Here is an 18,390-nt window from a genome sequence, read left to right on the forward strand (position 1 = left end):
TTCGTTATTTGAATGCTCTTCTCGGAGAGTTCATTCGTTGTTTGTTTTGCCACTGCGGCGCTATCCAAACTGGCACGTCTTGCTCAGCTAACATAGGCTTGCCGAGGATCATGTCGGACGCTCGTTCAGCGACCATCATGGTCGGAGCGTTGAGGTTGCCATTAGGGATAGTGGGAAAGACAGAAGAGTCCACCACGCGCAAGCCATCGATTCCTCGTACCCGGCACTGTTCATCCAGTACCGCCATCGGGTCGTCATCTGCGCCCATTTTGCAGCTACATGACGGGTGGTAGGCGCTCTCGACATTGGCTTTCACCCACTCATCAATCTCTTGGTCGCTGGTGATCGCGATGCCTGGCTGAATCTCCTCACCTCGATATGAGTCCATGGCGGGCTGCATTAAGATCTCTCGAGTAAGGCGGATACAATCGCGCCAGTCTTGACGATCTTGCTCGGTAGAGATGTAGTTGAATTCAATATGTGGTTTCACCAAAGGGTCTGCGGATGTGATCGCCACATGACCGCGACTCTCAGGTTTGTTTGGCCCAACATGCACTTGGAAACCATGCCCGTCGAAGGCGGCGCGACCGTCATATCGCATGGCAGCAGGCAAAAAGTGATACTGAATGTTAGGCCACTTCAGACCTTCACGAGAACGAATAAAGGCGCAAGATTCAAAATGATTGGTAGCCCCCAATCCAGTGCGGGTTAAGATCCACTGAGCGCCGATCATCCCCTTGCTGACTAATCCTAATTTGCTGTTAAGAGTAATAGGCTGAGAGCAGTGATACTGGAAGTAAATCTCTAGATGATCTTGAAGATTTTGTCCCACACCCGGAAGATCGTGAACAAGGTCAACACCCGCTTTATTAAGCACATCTTTAGGACCAATGCCCGAAAGCTGCAGCAGTTGAGGTGAACCAATGGAGCCTGCGCTAGAAATCACTTCTTTTTCGGCAAAGCATTGCACCACCTTGCCCGACTTTTGAAACTCGACACCGACCGCGGTTTTGCCTTCCAGAATCACTTTTCTAGCGACAACGCCTTTAATCAACGTGAGGTTTGAGCGCTTCAGAGCACGTCGTAAATACGCGTTCGATGTCGATGCGCGAACGCCTTTGTCAACGGTCATGTGCATTGGGCCAAAGCCTTCTTGCTGATAACCATTGTAGTCCTTGGTCTCTGGGTAGCCGGCCTCTTTTCCTGCATCAATAAAGGCTTGGTACAAAGGATTGAGCGCCATATCGTTCCCATTACAGGTTCCGACAGGACCTTGTCCACCCCGGTACTCGTCTTCACCACCAAACCAGCTCTCCGTGCGGCGGAAGTAAGGTAAACACGCAGAATAACGCCAACCTTTGGCACCTTGCTGTTCCCACTCATCAAAATCGCAAGCATGTCCACGGACATACACCATGCCGTTGATCGAAGAGCTTCCGCCAAGCACTTTACCTCGCGGGCAATGGAGTTTGCGCCCATCAAGTCCCGCTTCCGCTTGAGTTTCAAATTGCCACGCGTAACGGTCGCTATTCATTGGGTATGACAGCGCCGTCGGCATTTGAATAAAAATACTCTTGTCTGTTCCGCCAGCCTCAAGCAATAGAACGCGATGTTCACCACTCTCTGTTAGGCGATCTGCCAAAATACAGCCGGCCGAACCCGCGCCGACGATAATATAATCGTAGCGTTGTTCCATGTTATCTCTCCGTGATTGGGTTAAGCGTATGGGCTTGGGTAATCACCCAACTCGATCAAAATACTCTTCGTTTGGGTGTAATGATGCAGGGTTTCGACCCCATTTTCGCGGCCAATTCCCGAGGATTTATAGCCACCCACAGGCATTTCAGCAGGAGAGTCACCCCAAGTGTTAACCCAACAAATACCCGCTTGCATTTGATGAATCACGCGATGTGCACGCGCTAAGTTTTGGGTGAAGACACCTGCGGCCAATCCATAGTCAGTATTGTTGGCGCGTTGAATCACTTCTGATTCATCTTTGAACGTCATCACTGACATGACAGGGCCAAAAATTTCTTGCTGTACATGCGCCATATCGTCAGAGCATTGAGCAAACACTGTCGGTGCGACAAAATTACCGTGTTTTAGGTCGCCCTCTGTGACTTGGTAGCCACCCGTAATCAGCTCTGCACCACTCTGTTTGGCCGCTTCAATCGCGCCAAGTACTTTTTCCAAGTGCGGTTTGGAAATCAGTGCGCCGATTTGTGTTTCCATCGACATTGGGTCGCCGACACTCAATTTATCTGTGCGCACTTTCAACTGTTCAATGAACTCTGGGTAAATAGATTCGTGAACAAATACGCGTGTGCCGTGAGTACACACTTCGCCTTGAGTATAGAAATTCGCAACCATTGCCGCCGACACAGCATCATCAAGCTTGGCATCATCAAAAATGATCATTGGCGATTTTCCACCCAGCTCCATGGTCACTTGTTTGAGTGAAACGGCACTGTCTGCCATCACCTTTTTGCCTGTACCTGACTCACCCGTGAACGAGACTTTGGCAATATCAGGATGCGCTGTGAGCATTTGCCCGACGCGATAGTCGCCTTGCACTACATTAAAAACACCATCTGGCATACCAGCTTCAGTGAAGATTTCCGCCAGTTTAACGGCAGTAAGCGGCGTCTCTTCGGAAGGTTTAAACACCATCACATTTCCCGCGGCCAACGCTGGGGCAGATTTCCACATCGCGATTTGGATCGGGTAGTTCCACGCACCAATACCAGCGCAGATGCCGAGTGGCTCTCTGCGAGTGTAAAAAAACTGGGATTCGCTAAGCGGTTGCTGCTCACCTTGCAGCGCGGGCGCAAGACCGGCAAAGTACTCGATCACATCCGCGCCTGAAGCCACATCAACCTCGATTGCCTCTTGGAGTGGCTTCCCGGTGTCTTTCACCTCGAGTTCTGCCAGTTCATCGTTGCGCTCGCGAAGAATCGCCACGGCTTTAAGTAAGATTCGACTGCGCTCGACCGCACTCATCTTCGACCAGATCGCAAAGCCGCGTTTTGCTGATGCTATCGCGCGTTCCACGTCTTGCTGGCTCGCTTGGCCAATGTCGGCAAGCGCCTCTCCCGTTGCTGGGTTGTATGTCGTAAATAGCTCACCCGACGTCGCAGAGTGAGTTTTACCATCGATAAAAAGTGATTTCGTTTCCATGTAAAGATCTGACTTAGTAGTTATTTTTTAGAATAAAAAGTGAGCTGTTTATCAAGATAATCGTTGATGATGAAGCGAGCCTTCGTCGCATCTATCCCTGAAGGGTTCAGGGTGCCACGCAGCCAGATACCATCAATCAGAGAAGCAATGCCAAACGCAATCAGTTCGGCTTGCTGCGGGTCAAAAAGCCCTTTGAGTTCTAATTTCAAATGAGACAGCAAACGCTTTTCATTGACTGACTGTAGGCGCTTCAATTGAGGGTCGTGCATAGAATGTGACCAGAAAGCCAACCAGGTTTTCGCCACTTTGTTTTCCGCTTGGAAACCGACAAAATTGCCGTCAATGATGGCGTTGATGCGCTCTAGATGTGCCTCTTTAGGAATCTCTCTTAGTTGGTTAGTAATGGTTGAAGAGAGCTGACGCAAAATCGCCCGCATCGTCTCCTCGAGCAAACCGTGCTTGCCGCCAAAATAGTGGTTAATGATCCCAGTCGACACCCCTGCTTCTTTGCTGATCAATGAAATGCTCGCGGCGTGTAAACCCACCCGATCAATCACCGCCATTGTCGCTTGAACAAGCTGAGGTTTTCGTATTTCTGGCATACCCACTTTTGGCATGTTTTAGCCCTTTGTTATTTTTAATTGAACGATTAGTTAAATATAAAATGCCTGAAAATTAATTCGAACTCAAATCAATTTTCTATAAATTCAATTTAAAATTAGGAAAAATTGCCGTTTTTTGGTTAGTGTACAAAATCATAAACAGCAACCAATACAGAGCTAAAATCGCAGAAGTTAAGTTTTAAAATGAACGAGAAATTGATTGATATCAATGTTATACAAGTAAAACAAAAGCAAAAGTTAGCCACCAACCATCACTACCCAAAGAAGCGACAACAACTCAAAACTCCCACAGAGAAACCAAAACCATAAAAAACAATTAGTGTACTAACCTTTGACTTTTGCTGAAAAATTTCGTGCAACAAATAGCCAAATCACATTTCACTTACACAACCTACCCCATTAAAATGATAATCAATTGCATTTGCTTGATGGGTTAATTAGGCTATCCACTCTCACAGCAACGACCAATTAGCCATTCATGAGCACGAACTCTTTTTTTGATCATTTATTTCAACACGCTCAGCAAGTCACCCCTTACTTAGCAGGGAAAGTCGAATCACTACCCGCAGACTTGCAATCTGAGCGCCTTATCCATATCAGCCAGCCTTGCTCTGAACAAATAGAGCAGCTTTACCTCTCTTTGCAGTCTGCACATCCAGAGGCAGGCAGCGCCTATTGGCTCACTCGTACTTGGACATTACTCTGCTGGCAACCTGTCTATGTGGCGTTTATCTCGATCTATGCATGCCAGGGACTGCCTTACCTCACCCAGATGGCGCAGCAAGTGCAAGAGCGGTTTATTGGTGGATTTCAGTTTGAAGAGGATGAGGTTAGAACAGGAACGAGCGAAGCATTAATCGAGCTGGCAGGGCGTGAACTCATGGTGCTGTTTGACCACTATCGGCAAGAGATGAATCAATGGACGCGCATCAGACCTGGGTTCACCAAGCACCTGATCGCAGATGGCATCTTAGGCTGCATTGTTCGTCTCCACCAGTTCGCTCCCGACTTAAGTCATGATTATCTCAGACAACAAGCCCTGCTTTGGTTGAAAGCCTGTAACTTGCCCGACAAACTCGTTGCGACTTTGCACAGCGACCAACAAGATGGCCACTTGAAACTGGTACGTACGAGCTGCTGCCTTGTCTATAAATGTGACGGACGAGAGCTGTGCAGTGATTGCCCAAGACACCCTGAAAACAAAAAGGTGCTTACCGTTTAGCAAGGCGCAAACGTTCAGACCAAGGGCGAAATGCGACCATACCGATGGCAAGAGAAAAGCCAAGACATAAATAGATCGGATAGTGTGGCGACAGGGTTGCGGTAAATGCGAGTAAAGATGCTAACCCATAGCCAATGGTGTGAGACATAGAAACGTAGCCCGATACCACACCGGGAGTGTCCGGCATCTTCTCTGTCGCCATTGAAGTGTACGCTGGCACCAACAAGGCGGCGCCGACAGAAACAACGGCTGACGCGAGCACGAACACGCCAAAGTAACCGGACAAGAACAAGCCAAACCCAATCAAGAGCGCAATCGAGCCAAGTCGATACATGCTCACTGCCGTCAGACGTTTCTTTTTGATTACAAATACTTGCGACAAAAATGTTGCCGCCGCACTGACCGTCAGCAATACCCCAATTGCATCACTGATTTCACTGGTCGACCATTGAGTTACGCTGCCAATCAGCGGAGAAAAACTGTATTGCAACAAGGCAATGACCGCACACAAAAACAGACCGCTCACTAAAAAGGGCATCAAGACCATCTCAGGTAGCCACGGTGCAGAGGTGCGTTTACGCGAATCGGAATCAAGCGAGTTGGGGTTAGGTAGCCATGCTGCCGCAAGCAAGGCGATAAGAGGCAACAGAATCATTAGCATTAAAGGGGCAAAAGGTGAAAGCTTCAGCGCTAACACGGCAACAAGTGGACCAATTAAACGGCCAACACTTAAGCCAATGCTGACCGATGTAATGGCTTGCAGGCGGTTCTCTTTGCCACAAAGAAGAATTGCCCAATGCTGACTTGCTGGCACCATACCGGCGACTGTGCAGCCGTAAATAACCCTTGCCACAACCAAGCCGGTCAGCGTCCAACCCATTGCCCATTCTCCATCACTGCTCGCCATTGCAAAAAGACACAGCAGCAGAAAGCTCGCCGTCATTCCTGCAAGTGCTTGGAGGACAACATTTTTTGGCCCGTGGCGATCGCTCACTCTTCCCCAAAAGGGAGCCGAAGGTAAAAACAAGAAACTTCCTACCGCGATCAGCAGTGACCACGTCGAGAGACTGAACGCAGATTGTTCGACCAAAAAAGGAAGTGAGACCAATAAGCCATTTTGCCCCACTCCCATTAGCGCTGCGACCAAACCAATAACCACGAGCTGGAACTGAGAAGATTTTACCCCTGACATACTAAGATACTCTTGAAACGTCAATGTGATGGAATGACACACTGATAGTGATGAGAAATAACCACTTATGATTTTGAAAATCATTATCATTAAGATTAAGTTATGATAAGGTTAGCGCCTTGTAGACAATAACTCAACTTGTAATACCGCTATGTTCCAGTTGGTCGATGCATCATTCCATATTGATGATAGAGCGATTCTATCCCCGACATCCTTAACGTTTTCGCCAGGTAAGATTACGACACTACTCGGTCATAATGGCTGTGGAAAGTCGACCTTAATGAAGCTACTCAGTCGCCAAAATGCCCCTTCAACGGGCGAGGTGACGCTTAGTGGCACCCCTGTCAGCCAATTAACGGCGTTGGAATTTGCCCACCGCGTGGCCTATCTACCTCAGCACCCGCCTCTGACTGACGGCGTGACCGTTAGAGAGTTGGTCAGCTTTGGTCGTTATCCTTGGAAAGGAGCGTTTGGACGTTACGGAGAGGAAGATAATCGGCTGATTGACCAAGCAATCGACAAAGTTGGCCTCAATTCATTTGCAAACCGTTTTGTCGCCACCCTCTCTGGAGGAGAAAGGCAAAGAGCGTGGGTCGCGATGTTACTGGCTCAGCAGAGTGAATGCATTTTGCTCGATGAACCCACTTCTGCACTCGATGTTGCCCACCAATACGAGCTTCTTGCCCTCATCAGAGAGCTCAACGAATCAATTGGTCTTACTGTGATTATGGTGTTGCATGATGTCAACATGGCCGCAAAGTTTAGCGATCACCTCATTGCACTCCATTCAGGAAAAGTGATCGCGCAGGGCACGCCTGAATCCATGATGACACCAGAAACATTGCTCAAGATTTATGGAATGGAGTTGGCTCTGTTCCCACACCCGGCGACAGGGCAACCCATTAGCTACGTCCCGTAAGTCAACTACCGCTATACACTCAAACTCAAAAGGAACTGTTGTGAAAAGAATCATTCTAGCGCTCACTGCACTGCTTACCTTCCATGTTAATGCGATTGAAATCGAACACGAAATGGGCGTTGCGTCCTTTGAGCAACGTCCAGAAAAAGTCGTAGCACTCGATTGGGCGTTAACTGAAACCGTACTTAGCCTAGGCATTGCGCCGCAAGGGATCGCTGACGTCAAAGGTTACAGCACTTGGGTGGTTGAACCTGCGCTATCCCCTAATGTGATCGATGTAGGCTCTCGTCGTGAGCCCAACCTAGAGCTACTGACTGAAATCAAGCCGGATGTCATCTTGATCAGTAAGCACATGGCCCCTGCCTATGAACAGCTACAAAACATCGCCCCTGTGGTTGTGTTTAGTGTCTTTAGCGAAAGTAAGCAGCCGATTGAGTCCGCGAAATCTATTACTCTGGCTCTAGGCAAGTTACTTGAGAAAGAAGCTCAAGCTCAGCAGGTTATCGCCCAAACAGAGCAACGTTTGCAGCAAAATGGTGACAAGGTTCGCGCCGCCAACAAAACGGATAAACCGATACTGTTTGCGCGTTTTCTAAATGAAAAAACATTGCGCATTCACAGCGATGGCTCATTGGCGCAAGCGACCATTCAAGGTATGGGACTCAAAAACGACTGGAATGAAGAAACCAACGTTTGGGGCTTTACCACCGCGGGTACCGAGAAGCTCGCCGAACATCAAAAAGCCAACGTGATGTTATTTGGTCCACTCAAAGCGTCTGAGCGTGAACAGTTAGACAGTAATGCACTGTGGCAAGCGATGGAGTTCACTCGAACAAACTCGGTTTATGAGCTACCTGCCATCTGGACTTTTGGTGGTTTAATCGCTGCACAACGCTTTAGTGACCATATCACCCAACAACTTATTGCACAGTAATGAACACCATAAGCTTGAATAGACCGAACGGGCACTCGTGGAGAGTGCCTTTCTTTGCCATTGTTGGCATGGTTGTATTACTTGGTCTGATCAACTTTTCGGCTCCCTACTCTGGCGGTATCCGTCTTGTGTGGGAGACGATCACACAGTTTGATGCCACCAACTACCAACACTTGATCACCCATCTGACCTATCTTCCCAGATTGACCGTCGCGGTGCTGTGTGGCTTTGCGCTCGCGGTGGCAGGCTGCGTAATGCAGTTTGTGCTGCGCAATCCCATCGCCTCTCCTACAACCTTAGGGGTGGCTGCCGGTGCAGAGCTTGGGTTGGTACTCGGTCTGTTGTTTATCCCCGCTCAGATAGCCGTGTCTGGTTTTATCCCAGCCTTTTTAGGCGGGTGTTTTGCGACAGGACTGGTTTTTCTACTCAGTGCATCTCGAGGGTTTGCGCCTTTACACATGGTGCTTGCTGGCATGGTCATCAGCCTATTTTTAGGTTCATTGAACACCATGCTTATCATGCTCAATGAACAGCAACTGACCAGCGTGTTTGTCTGGGGAGCGGGCGCGCTAAATCAGAATGACTGGTCAAGTGCCAACGCTCTGCTGCCACTCGTGATTATCCCGACCACTTTACTCTTGTTGCTACAAAGGCCGCTTTCGGCGCTGCAGTTTGGTGACACGGTCGCGACCTCTATCGGGGTCAATATCAAGCACATCAAACTGGTGTGTTTATCATTGGCGATCTTTATTACGGCCGCCGTTGTCAGTGAAGTGGGTCTTATCGGCTTTGTCGGCATAGTCGCCCCCGCTGTCGCTCGTATGCTTGGCGCTAGAAAGCTACTCGCGCAAATTCTCACCAGTGGATTGATCGGCGCGGCAATGCTGTTAGCCGTCGATCTACTCATTCAGCCGTTTTCTGGCGTTGGTGGCGAAATGCTTCCGACCGGAGCAATGACGGCACTCATTGGCGCACCTTTCTTATTGTGGCTGCTGCGCAGAACTTCGCTACACAGCGATCTAAAAGCGCGAACAGAAACAGTTCAGCATTATCAACATGTCCCAACCATTCGAATCGCGACGGTGTTAACGTTACTGCTGTCTCTATTTGTCGCGGGCGCCATTTTTATCGGCAGGAATCAGTACGGCTGGTCAACCAGCTTGAGTTGGCCACTGTTTGAACTGCGTGCGCCTCGCGTTTTTGTCGCCCTTCTCGCGGGTATTGGGCTAGCGTTTGCTGGCACCATTATTCAACGTATTTCCAATAACCCGATGGCAAGCCCAGAAGTGCTAGGTATTAGCTCTGGCGCTGCGCTGGCATTGGTTCTTGGTACCTTAATAGGCGGTGCCGTCGGTCGAGAGCAGCAAATGTTCATCGGCACCATCGGCGCGTTAAGTGTGATTGGTGTGGTTTGGTTGATGGGTCGAAAGCACCAGTTCGCACCCACCCAAACCTTGCTCACAGGCATTGCCTTGAGTGCAGGCTTAGACGCCTTTTTGAGAATTGCGATGAGCTCTGGTCACGATGACGTGCGAGCGTTACTCACTTGGCTTTCTGGCTCAACGTACTTGGTTTCAAGCCAAGACATCGTACTCCTTTTGGTGGGCGTTACGGTACTCGGTGCCGCTTCTCTCATTGTAAGTCGGTGGATTGAAATCATGGGTCTGGGCGAGGTTACCGCCAGTGCAATTGGTGTCAACTGCACCAGAGTCAGGCTACTGCTTTTGCTCCTTGTTGCCGCCTATACCACGCTTTGTACCATTGTTATCGGTCCATTGAGTTTTATCGGTTTGCTGGCTCCCCATATGGCCCGCTCACTTCACCAATACCGAGCGGCACCTCAAATGTTAACCGCAGCCCTGATTGGCGCGCTCGTTATGGTCACCGCAGATTGGGCAGGACGAACGCTTTGGTTCCCATGGCAATTTCCCGCAGGCTTGCTCGCATCGATTATTGGTGGGGGATATTTCCTCTATCTTATGAGGCGCTAAAACCCACTTGCTCATTCAGGCACTTCACTCGCCGATCGTCTCGAAGTGCCTGACATTCCTCCCAATTGTTAAAAATATTCACGAAACATAAAAAACTAGTTGATCATAGTAATGATAATAATTAGCATTCGCATGTCAGTTTTGTTAATAACTATCGAGAACTATAATGAATCGTACAAACGATCTGCTCAGCACCTCATCGATAATCGATGACATACCCAAGAAGACGAATGGAAATGCGCCTCCCATCTCCTGCTTCCTCAATGCACTTGCTCGTGAGTGTCAGGCTGTTCAAGTTGAACATACCAAGACCCTGTCGCGACTTAACATCCCACTAAGTAACCTGCGAACCATTCAAATCGGTTTGCAGTATTTTTCTTCGCTGGGTAGTCATGAATACCAACTTCCGGCACAACTTGTTGATTCAAGTGGCTCACGTGACATTGAATTTAGTGAAATGCTCCAGCTCATTGTCAGTGACCAGGGCTTAGTGGGCATGGTCAGCCAAGAGCAGCAACAGATTTTTGTTCAACGTGTGCTCGAAAGCGTGCGAAATACCTATCAAGCAATCGAACACTCGCCATACCAACGCCAGCTATTCGAAGAGCGATTAGATTTTAAGACTGCCGAGCAAGGCCTGCTGATTGGTCACTCATTCCATCCTGCGCCCAAGAGCCGAGAGCAGTTTTCTCTGCAAGATGCCAAACGTTACTCCCCTGAAATGGGCTCTCACTTTCCGCTACACTGGTTGGAAGTCCGTTCTCACCGCCTCCAGTTTGGCAGCTCCGCCGATGTAAGTTTTGATGAGCGAATGGCGCAATTGGTCGCCCACCATCCGCAGTTGGTTGAGGCACACCAAAACGCAAAAGCCAGAGGAAATCAGCTACTGCCTGTGCATCCATGGCAATGGCAGGTGATGCGCGAGCGAGAAGACATTCAAGATTTCATCGAACAAGGTGAAATAACACCACTTGGCCAACTTGGCGCCCCTTGGTATCCGACCTCTTCGACGCGTTCACTGTACGCGCCAACGCTGCCTTATATGTTGAAGTTTTCGTTGAGCGTAAAACTGACCAATTCTGTTCGTAATCTCTCACTCAAAGAAGTGATTCGTGGGACGCGATTAAATGACCTGTTCCACTCAACCGAACTAAACAACCAGCTTGGTTCTGAGCGCGGCTTTCAGTTAATGCAAGAGCCCGCGTTTATCGGCTTAATCGACAAAGCGGGGGCGATTATTGACGAAAGTCTTGTGGCATTTAGAGATAACCCTCTTGCAACGAAACCACAAGAAGAGGCCGTTGTCCTTGCAACGCTTACCCAACAAAACCCTTATGCCACATCTTCGCTGGTTGCCCGACGCATTAAAGACTACGCTGCGACTAAACGCATTCCTGAGCCTCTTGCCGCGCAGCAGTGGTTTGATGCTTATTGCCAACACGCTGTCGTCTCTTTGTTTGATTTACAGGCCAATCACGGTGTGGTGTTCCTCGCCCACCAGCAAAACATCGTCATGCAGCTCAAAGATGGCTTCCCTATTGGCATGTATTACCGCGATTGCCAAGGCACTGGTTATACAGATCTTGCCTTTGCACGCTACAGCGACGCACTATCCAACGACAAAGAGAGCCTTGAGAACTACTGGAATCAAGAAAAAGTCAGACGCTACTTTGCCTACTACCTGATTATTAACTCCACCTTCAATGTCATCTCTGCCATTGCCTCAGCGATCAATGTGGAAGAAGCAGACTTGGTGCGCATCTTAAGAGCTCAACTGCAAGCGCTGCTTGATTCGGGCGTTGAGGATGCAGCCTGCTTGAATTACGTACTTGAAAGCGACGTTTTGTGCTGCAAAGGGAATTTCTTCTGCTATCTACAAAATTTCAACGAGAACTCAATCCCTGACCCAGCGGTGATCTACTTCGATCTCGACAACCCATTGGTACAAGTTAAGGAGTCTTCTCATGCATGATTTCACTACCTTTATTTTTGAATATCAACCTGAGCCGACAATACAGCTAACGTTGCAATCCGCTGACATTGAAAACCAAGCGACTCAAGTTGGATTGATAGATGAAATCGATCGACTGTTTACCCAAGAGAAGTCGCTTGCCTCTGTTGCAGTGAGTGCATCTGACCCTATGACTTGGTCCTACCTTGCACAGCAGTTGCCTCTGTTTAATCAAACACTCACTCGTGAAGCCTTCTACCAATCAGGCTATCACTGGCATAAACATACGCCCTCTGCCAATTTCCCACTGCAAAGGGTTCAGTCTGACAGCCGCTATCGCTCTCACCCTTTACGACCAAACAAGCCCAATGGAGAAGTGTACAAGCGCACCGACCTTGATGCGGAACTCGACGTCAGTTTTCGTCTACTCGACATCACTCAAGACATGCCAATGTTCACACGTTGGATGAACGACCCTCGTGTCGCACACTTTTGGGAACAAGCATGGAGTGAAGAAAAGCTGACCGAATTTGCACAAGAGCGACTCAATGACCCGCACATACTGCCTTTGATTGGTGAGTTCAATGGCCAACCCTTTGGCTATGTTGAAGCGTATTGGGTTTGTGAAGATAGATTGAGCCCATACTACGACGTGCAAGATTTTGACCGTGGCATCCACCTGCTTGTCGGAGAGCAAGCATTTCGTGGTCCTCGTTTCTTTAACGCTTGGATGCGCGCAATGAGTCACTATTTGTTTATCGACGACAACCGTACACAGCGTATCGTCCTTGAGCCCCGCTCTGACAATGAGCGCCTCTTCAATCGCATTCTTCCTTTGGGGTACACGAAATGTTTTGAGTTTAATTTCCCTCATAAACGCTCCGCACTATTGATGCTTCAACGCGAAGCATTCTTTAAGGAGCAGTGGTAATGGAACAAATCGCGCTACAAAAATACTGGGCGACGGCGAACAAAGCGTTGGTGGGCAAAATCCTCTCTGAGTTCGCGTATGAACAAGCTTTCCAATTTCAACCTAATGGAGATCGTCTTGACCTCTATTTAGCGAAAGGCGTGAGCTACAGCTTCTGCGGGGAGACGAACATCTGGGGACAAGTCCGTATTGACCCAACCACGATCGTCCGTACTGCAGGCTCCGAGCCACCCAGTGGTATAACCGCAGCACAATTGATGCGGGATCTTCAACCTTTGCTCAATATGTCCGATGATGCATTTGCCGAGCACCTTGAAGATCTCAATGCCACCCTGCTGGGCGATTGCAAAATCTGGCTGCGCAAAGAGACTATGACGGCAAGAGATCTGGCTCTGCTTGGCGGCGAGCAACAACAGAGCTACTTCGATGGCCACCCAAAATTTGCCTTCAACAAAGGACGTAGAGGTTGGGGTTTGCACGATCTTCGAGACTATGCGCCGGAAGCAGAAAAAGCCATTCAGCTCGATTGGGTTGCAGTACATCGCGATATTATTCAATTGGCGACCAATCAACACGTCAATTGGCAAGAGCTTTTATCGGCGTCCATCTCGCGTGATGAGCTCAATGAAATGGATCGAATCGTCGCGGCATTTAACGTCGATATCGCGGATTATCACTACGTTCCCGTCCACCCATGGCAGTGGGAGAACAAAGTCGCCATGCTCTTCACTCAAGAGCTCGCATTGAAACAAATGCTGTTTATCGGTTCATTTGGTGATGCGTTTTTGCCGCAATTATCGCTGCGCACTTTGAGCAACCTCACCCGCCCCAATAGTTTCGATATTAAACTGCCGCTTACGGTCATGAATACTTCTTGCTATCGAGGCATTCCTGGGAAGTACATTTTGGCAGGCCCGATGGCATCCGATTGGATCGATTCTGTGTTTAAAAGCGATCCTGTGTTGGTTGAAAAAGGTACGCAAGTCTTGCAAGAACCGGCAGCGGCTTTCGCTCATCAGCACGACTACCAACAGCTTACTGATGCGCCCTACCGCTATCACGAGTTGCTTGGGGTCATCTGGCGCGAGTCTGCGGCAAGCAAATTGGCGCCAAACGAGCATGCCGTTTTAATGGCCGCGCTAATGGAATCTGACAATCAAGGACAACCATTAATTGCCGAGTATATTGCCCTATCTGGCCTTTCAACCGAGGCATGGCTAACGCAGCTGTTCGATAGTGTGGTTATCCCCTACTACCACTTGTTATGCAAATACGGTGTGTCACTGATTGCTCACGGACAAAATGTCACCCTAGTGATGGAGAACCACCAGCCAAAACGAATCCTGCTTAAAGATTTTCAGGGTGACATGAGATTGGTCGACCAAGATTATCCAGAACAAGCGTCGCTTCCTGACCCAGTAAAACAGGTGACCGTGCGCTTACCTGAGTCGTTGATCATTCACGACCTACAAACGGGCCACTTCGTCACCACACTGAGATTTATCTCTCCATTGCTTGCAAAGCTCGGCTTCAGCGAACAGGAGTTTTATCGATTGTTGGGCGATCGAATCAAACGCTACATGGCGGAAAACCCAGAATACCAACACCGATTTGCCAAGTTCGATCTGTTTAAACCTCAGATTTTACGAATTGGACTTAACCTCGCTAAGTTCAGACACAGCACAGACTCAAGTGCTTCAAGAATGCTTCCAGACATGGATGACATGTTGGACAACCCACTCTATCTCGCCCAAGCGAAAATAGAGACCAAACAATAACTATAAAAACATTTAACGCCCGTTTAAGCCCATAGTAAAGGATGATTCAAATGGACAACACTAACAACGTCAAACTCGATCTAGCCGGTATTGGGGTCGGCCCCTTTAACCTCAGTGTCGCCGCACTTTTAGACACGCAGCCTCAAATCAATGCCACATTTTTTGAAGGTCGTGAACGCTTTTCTTGGCACCCTGGTTTGCTATTGGATAACACCAACATGCAGACCATGTTTTTGAAAGATTTGGTCAGTGCCGTCGATCCGGAGAATCGTTACTCCTTCCTCTCGTATCTGGTTAGGAACAAAAAGTTCTACCGTTTCCTCTCGGCGGAGCTGAACTGCATCAGCCGACATGAGTTCTCAGACTACCTTGCTTGGGCAGCACACCAAATGGGGAACGTTCAGTTCTCAACTAAGGTAGAGCAAGTGGATTACGACGGCGAGCAGTTCACCCTTCATACCAATCAAGGCGCTTACCACGCCAACAACTTGTGTATTGGAACAGGCAAGGTGCCGTCATTCCCTGACTGCAGCAAAAAGTTCATTAGCGACAAGGTATTTCACGCAGCCGAGATTGGGCTGCGAGATCGAGATTTCACCAACAAACGCGTCATGATCGTTGGTGGAGGTCAAAGTGGCGCGGACATTTTTCTTAATGTCTTGCAAAGCAAATGGGGCAAACCTCGCTCGTTGGATTGGCTCTCGCGTCGTTCCAATTTCCAACCGCTCGACGAAGCCGCGTTTACCAACGAATTTTTCGCACCAGATTATGTGAACGCATTCATCAACCTATCGCCGGACGTTAAACGCAACGAGATTACTCAACAAAAGCTCACCTCAGATGGCATAACACAAAAAGCCCTACTGACGATTTATCAAGAGCTCTACCACCGCTTTGATGTTCTAAAAGAAGAAAAGTGGGTGAGATTGCTGCCGCATCGCACTTTAACCAATATGCGTGAAATCAATACTGGCTACGAGCTCTGCGCGGGCAATGCGCTAAGCCAACAAACTGAATACCACCAAGCGGACATCGTTATTCTCGCCACCGGATTTGAGGCACCAACACCTACTTGCCTGAACGGGATTTTGCCGCTGCTCGATCTTGATGAGAACAACCGCTATCAGCTCACCGCCAACTTTGAGCTCAAATGGGCGGGTGCCAAAACCAACAAGATTTTTGCCGTAAACGCCGGCATGCACAGTCACGGCATTGCCGAGCCACAGCTCAGTTTAATGGCGTGGCGAAGTGCGCAAATCATCAACCAGCTCGCTGGGCAAACTCTTTACGACACCGACTCGGGGCAAGGCATGATTGAATGGCTCTCCCCCGATAGCGCCATCAGCAAAGTGGTGGCGTAAGTCAGAAAGTTTTCGTTATTTGCAGGTGCTCAACTTGGCCTCACAAAGCTGAGTACCCGCTTTTTGTAGCAACATTGGAAGCCATAAAACCCGACACGTGGTTTGGCTTTCTTCATTTAAAAACAGAGATAAAAATGAAACTGAACAAAGGAAGTTTTCCTCTATCAACCATCGCATTGGCGATAGCTTCAACAACAGCCGCCGTTGCGGTACAAGCGCAAGACACCACCACGTTTGATGAAATGGTCGTGGTTTCGAGTCGCCTACCGAAAGCGATCAGCGATATTCCAGGCACCGTCTGGTACATCGAATCTGAGCAGGTTGAGCAGGAATATCGTGGTGGTAAAACCTTAGGGGAAATCCTCGCGACCGCCATTCCGTCACTGGATGTGAGCAGCGGCGCTCGTACAAACTATGGTCAAAACCTTCGTGGACGCAAAATGCTAGTGATGATTGATGGTGTCTCGCTGCAATCTTCGCGTCCTATCAGCCGCCACCTAGATTCCATCGACCCGTTCAACATTGAACGCATCGAAGTGCTATCAGGTGCGACATCGATTTACGGCGCAGGTGCTTCAGGCGGCGTCATCAATATTGTGACCAAAAAAGGGTCAGAAGATGGCCTTGAGCTTGAAACGCTGGTTGGCGGTGCAACCGGATTTAACTCAAGCAAAGATCTTGACTACCGATTTGCTCAGTCCATTGCTGGCGGCAACGAAAAAGTGCAAGCTCGTACCTCGATCGTATACTCAAAGACCCAAGGTTTCTATGATGCCGATGGTGACATCATCACCCCTGACATCTCGCAAGGTTCACTTCAATTTAACGAGACTTTTGACGTGATGGCGAGCGCCAACATCAACCTCACAGATACGCAAAGCCTCAGCTTATTTGGCCAGTACTATGACAGTGAGCAAGACTCTCCGTACGGGCTGTACATTGAGGGCAGAAACTTTGTCGATGTGCGTGATGGTTTTAAATCTGACCGTCAACACGGTACAGAGCGCATTATGCTGAGCGCAGTCTACAACAATGAAGCCTTCTTAGGTCATCAGTTGATCGCCGAGGCCTCTTACCGCAAAGAAGACCAAACCTACACCCCATACTACCAAGGTGCATCGCAACAAATTACCGATGTGCTTACGTTGAAAACAGCGCTTTCTAAGCAGCTTGGCGCCGTAAATCTTATCTATGGTGTCGATGCTTATCGCGACAAACTGGACAGCAACCAAGCCTTGTTCGATCCGACCATTGCTGGCAACTCTGGTAACCTAATCAACGAGACGTACGCGACAACGGGTCGTTACCCCGGTGTGGAAGTCGGCTCCGTCGCAGGCTTTATCCAAGCGGATTGGGCAATCACTGACGACTGGCAACTGCAAGGCGGCTTCCGTTACCAGTACATGAACAACAAAATCGACGACTTCGTTGCCTACAGTGTGCAAAAGAAAATCGCGGCAGGGAATGGCGCATCAGCAGATGCTGTTCCGGGCGGTGAAACAAGCTACAACATTGGTCTTGCAAACCTAGGGACCATCTACAGCTTAAGCGATGCAACGCAGATCTGGGCAAACTTCTCGCAAGGTTTTGACTTAGCCGATCCAGCGAAGTACTACGGCCAAGGTAGCTACTCGTCAGCGCCAGATGCTAACGGTCACTGGTCTTTGCAAAACAGCATCAACGTTGACTCTTCGAAAATGGAAGGGGTGAAAACCAACAGTGTCGAACTTGGTTTCCGCACCAACCAAAACAACTTTAATATCCAAACGGCAGCTTACTACTCACAATCTGACCGCAGCATCAAATACAACCGCACCACGCTACTTATCGAGAAGTTGGACGACAAGCAACGCGTCTACGGTGCTGAAGGTATGGCCTCTTACTGGGTAACGAGCAACCTGCAACTGGGCGCTTCAGGTCACTATGTGATTTCTGAAGTTGAAGCAGAGAGCGGCTGGGACAAGATGAGCGCAGGCAATGCAAGTACATCAAAAGCCAGCGCTTGGTTGGGTTGGTACGACGACAACCTAGCAGCGAAACTGCAAAGCCAAACCATGTTTGACTACGAAGATGACGCGGACAACAAACTGGAAGGCTACACAACATTCGACCTTGTTGGTAGCTACCAACTGCCTGTGGGTAGCTTAGGTTTCGGTATCCAAAACCTTCTAAATGCTGACTACACGACGATTTGGGGTCAACGCGCTCAAATTCTATACGCGCGCCACTACGCAGCAGAAGCCTACGATTACCGCAGCCGCGGCCGTACGTTCACGCTGAACTACCAAGTTAAGTTCTAAGCAATAAAAAA

At 49.0% G+C, this 18,390-nt stretch carries 12 protein-coding genes and 1 pseudogene; 9 read left to right on the forward strand and 4 right to left on the reverse strand.

What is annotated here, in order from left to right; all coding sequences use genetic code 11:
- Positions 1-4: 4 nt before the first annotated feature.
- Genes betA through betI form a run of 3 tightly spaced genes read right to left on the reverse strand, consistent with a single transcriptional unit; the run spans position 5 to position 3,794 of the window.
- A complete protein-coding gene (gene betA / locus ACUALS_RS20215) occupies positions 5-1,696 on the reverse strand; it encodes a choline dehydrogenase (protein WP_454449524.1) in 1,692 nt (563 codons plus the stop codon).
- Between the two features lie 20 nt (positions 1,697-1,716).
- The gene (gene betB / locus ACUALS_RS20220; RefSeq protein ID WP_454449525.1) at positions 1,717-3,177 is read right to left on the reverse strand and encodes a betaine-aldehyde dehydrogenase; all 1,461 of its coding nucleotides are present in this window, start codon (positions 3,175-3,177) and stop codon (positions 1,717-1,719) included.
- A gap of 20 nt (positions 3,178-3,197) precedes the next feature.
- Positions 3,198-3,794: a transcriptional regulator BetI gene (gene betI, locus ACUALS_RS20225; protein WP_454449526.1), complete on the reverse strand. Its 597-nt coding sequence runs from the start codon at positions 3,792-3,794 to the stop codon at positions 3,198-3,200.
- A 484-nt stretch (positions 3,795-4,278) separates the two neighbouring features.
- Here betI and ACUALS_RS20230 point away from each other — a divergent pair, with 484 nt between their 5' ends.
- Positions 4,279-5,022 (forward strand): siderophore ferric iron reductase, encoded by a 744-nt coding sequence (locus ACUALS_RS20230; protein WP_454449527.1) that lies wholly within the window; start codon positions 4,279-4,281, stop codon positions 5,020-5,022.
- Here the strand turns inward: ACUALS_RS20230 and ACUALS_RS20235 are convergent.
- A complete protein-coding gene (locus ACUALS_RS20235) occupies positions 5,012-6,214 on the reverse strand; it encodes an MFS transporter (RefSeq protein WP_454449528.1) in 1,203 nt (400 codons plus the stop codon). The genes ACUALS_RS20230 and ACUALS_RS20235 overlap by 11 nt on opposite strands.
- A 151-nt stretch (positions 6,215-6,365) precedes the next feature.
- On the opposite strand from ACUALS_RS20235, the gene ACUALS_RS20240 reads away from it, so the two are divergent.
- The 8 genes and pseudogenes from ACUALS_RS20240 (at position 6,366) to ACUALS_RS20275 (ending at position 18,379) form a co-directional block, all read left to right on the forward strand.
- Complete coding sequence (locus ACUALS_RS20240) at positions 6,366-7,133, forward strand: ABC transporter ATP-binding protein (RefSeq protein WP_334474261.1); 768 nt, start codon at positions 6,366-6,368, stop codon at positions 7,131-7,133.
- Between the two features lie 40 nt (positions 7,134-7,173).
- Entirely contained in the window at positions 7,174-8,067 is an 894-nt protein-coding gene (locus ACUALS_RS20245) for an ABC transporter substrate-binding protein (protein ID WP_454449529.1), read from the forward strand.
- Between the two features lie 95 nt (positions 8,068-8,162).
- Positions 8,163-10,058, forward strand: a pseudogene (gene fhuB / locus ACUALS_RS20250) (Fe(3+)-hydroxamate ABC transporter permease FhuB); the annotation flags it as partial.
- Between the two features lie 166 nt (positions 10,059-10,224).
- Entirely contained in the window at positions 10,225-12,030 is a 1,806-nt protein-coding gene (locus tag ACUALS_RS20255) for an IucA/IucC family protein (RefSeq protein ID WP_454449530.1), read from the forward strand.
- Complete coding sequence (locus ACUALS_RS20260) at positions 12,023-12,940, forward strand: GNAT family N-acetyltransferase (RefSeq protein ID WP_454449531.1); 918 nt, start codon at positions 12,023-12,025, stop codon at positions 12,938-12,940. Before ACUALS_RS20255 ends, ACUALS_RS20260 begins: the two co-directional genes overlap by 8 nt.
- On the forward strand, positions 12,940-14,718 hold the full coding sequence (locus ACUALS_RS20265; protein WP_454449532.1) for an IucA/IucC family protein: 1,779 nt from the start codon (positions 12,940-12,942) through the stop codon (positions 14,716-14,718). The genes ACUALS_RS20260 and ACUALS_RS20265 overlap by 1 nt, the downstream gene beginning before the upstream one ends.
- 50 nt (positions 14,719-14,768) lie before the next feature.
- Positions 14,769-16,079 (forward strand): lysine N(6)-hydroxylase/L-ornithine N(5)-oxygenase family protein, encoded by a 1,311-nt coding sequence (locus ACUALS_RS20270; protein ID WP_454449533.1) that lies wholly within the window; start codon positions 14,769-14,771, stop codon positions 16,077-16,079.
- Between the two features lie 134 nt (positions 16,080-16,213).
- Positions 16,214-18,379 carry a TonB-dependent receptor gene (locus ACUALS_RS20275; protein ID WP_454449534.1) on the forward strand — a complete coding sequence of 722 codons (2,166 nt, stop codon included), beginning with the start codon at positions 16,214-16,216 and terminating at the stop codon, positions 18,377-18,379.
- Positions 18,380-18,390: the final 11 nt, after the last annotated feature.

Source organism: Vibrio sp. NH-7, from assembly GCF_053643215.1.

What these genes read in the sequence shown, in the direction of transcription:
- betA (WP_454449524.1), bottom strand. Translation starts at nt 1,696, where the DNA reads ATGGAACAACGCTACGATTATATTATCGTCGGCGCGGGTTCGGCCGGC.
- betB (WP_454449525.1), bottom strand. Translation starts at nt 3,177, where the DNA reads ATGGAAACGAAATCACTTTTTATCGATGGTAAAACTCACTCTGCGACG.
- betI (WP_454449526.1), bottom strand. Translation starts at nt 3,794, where the DNA reads ATGCCAAAAGTGGGTATGCCAGAAATACGAAAACCTCAGCTTGTTCAA.
- ACUALS_RS20230 (WP_454449527.1), top strand. Translation starts at nt 4,279, where the DNA reads ATGAGCACGAACTCTTTTTTTGATCATTTATTTCAACACGCTCAGCAA.
- ACUALS_RS20235 (WP_454449528.1), bottom strand. Translation starts at nt 6,214, where the DNA reads ATGTCAGGGGTAAAATCTTCTCAGTTCCAGCTCGTGGTTATTGGTTTG.
- ACUALS_RS20240 (WP_334474261.1), top strand. Translation starts at nt 6,366, where the DNA reads ATGTTCCAGTTGGTCGATGCATCATTCCATATTGATGATAGAGCGATT.
- ACUALS_RS20255 (WP_454449530.1), top strand. Translation starts at nt 10,225, where the DNA reads ATGAATCGTACAAACGATCTGCTCAGCACCTCATCGATAATCGATGAC.
- ACUALS_RS20260 (WP_454449531.1), top strand. Translation starts at nt 12,023, where the DNA reads ATGCATGATTTCACTACCTTTATTTTTGAATATCAACCTGAGCCGACA.
- ACUALS_RS20265 (WP_454449532.1), top strand. Translation starts at nt 12,940, where the DNA reads ATGGAACAAATCGCGCTACAAAAATACTGGGCGACGGCGAACAAAGCG.
- ACUALS_RS20270 (WP_454449533.1), top strand. Translation starts at nt 14,769, where the DNA reads ATGGACAACACTAACAACGTCAAACTCGATCTAGCCGGTATTGGGGTC.
- ACUALS_RS20275 (WP_454449534.1), top strand. Translation starts at nt 16,214, where the DNA reads ATGAAACTGAACAAAGGAAGTTTTCCTCTATCAACCATCGCATTGGCG.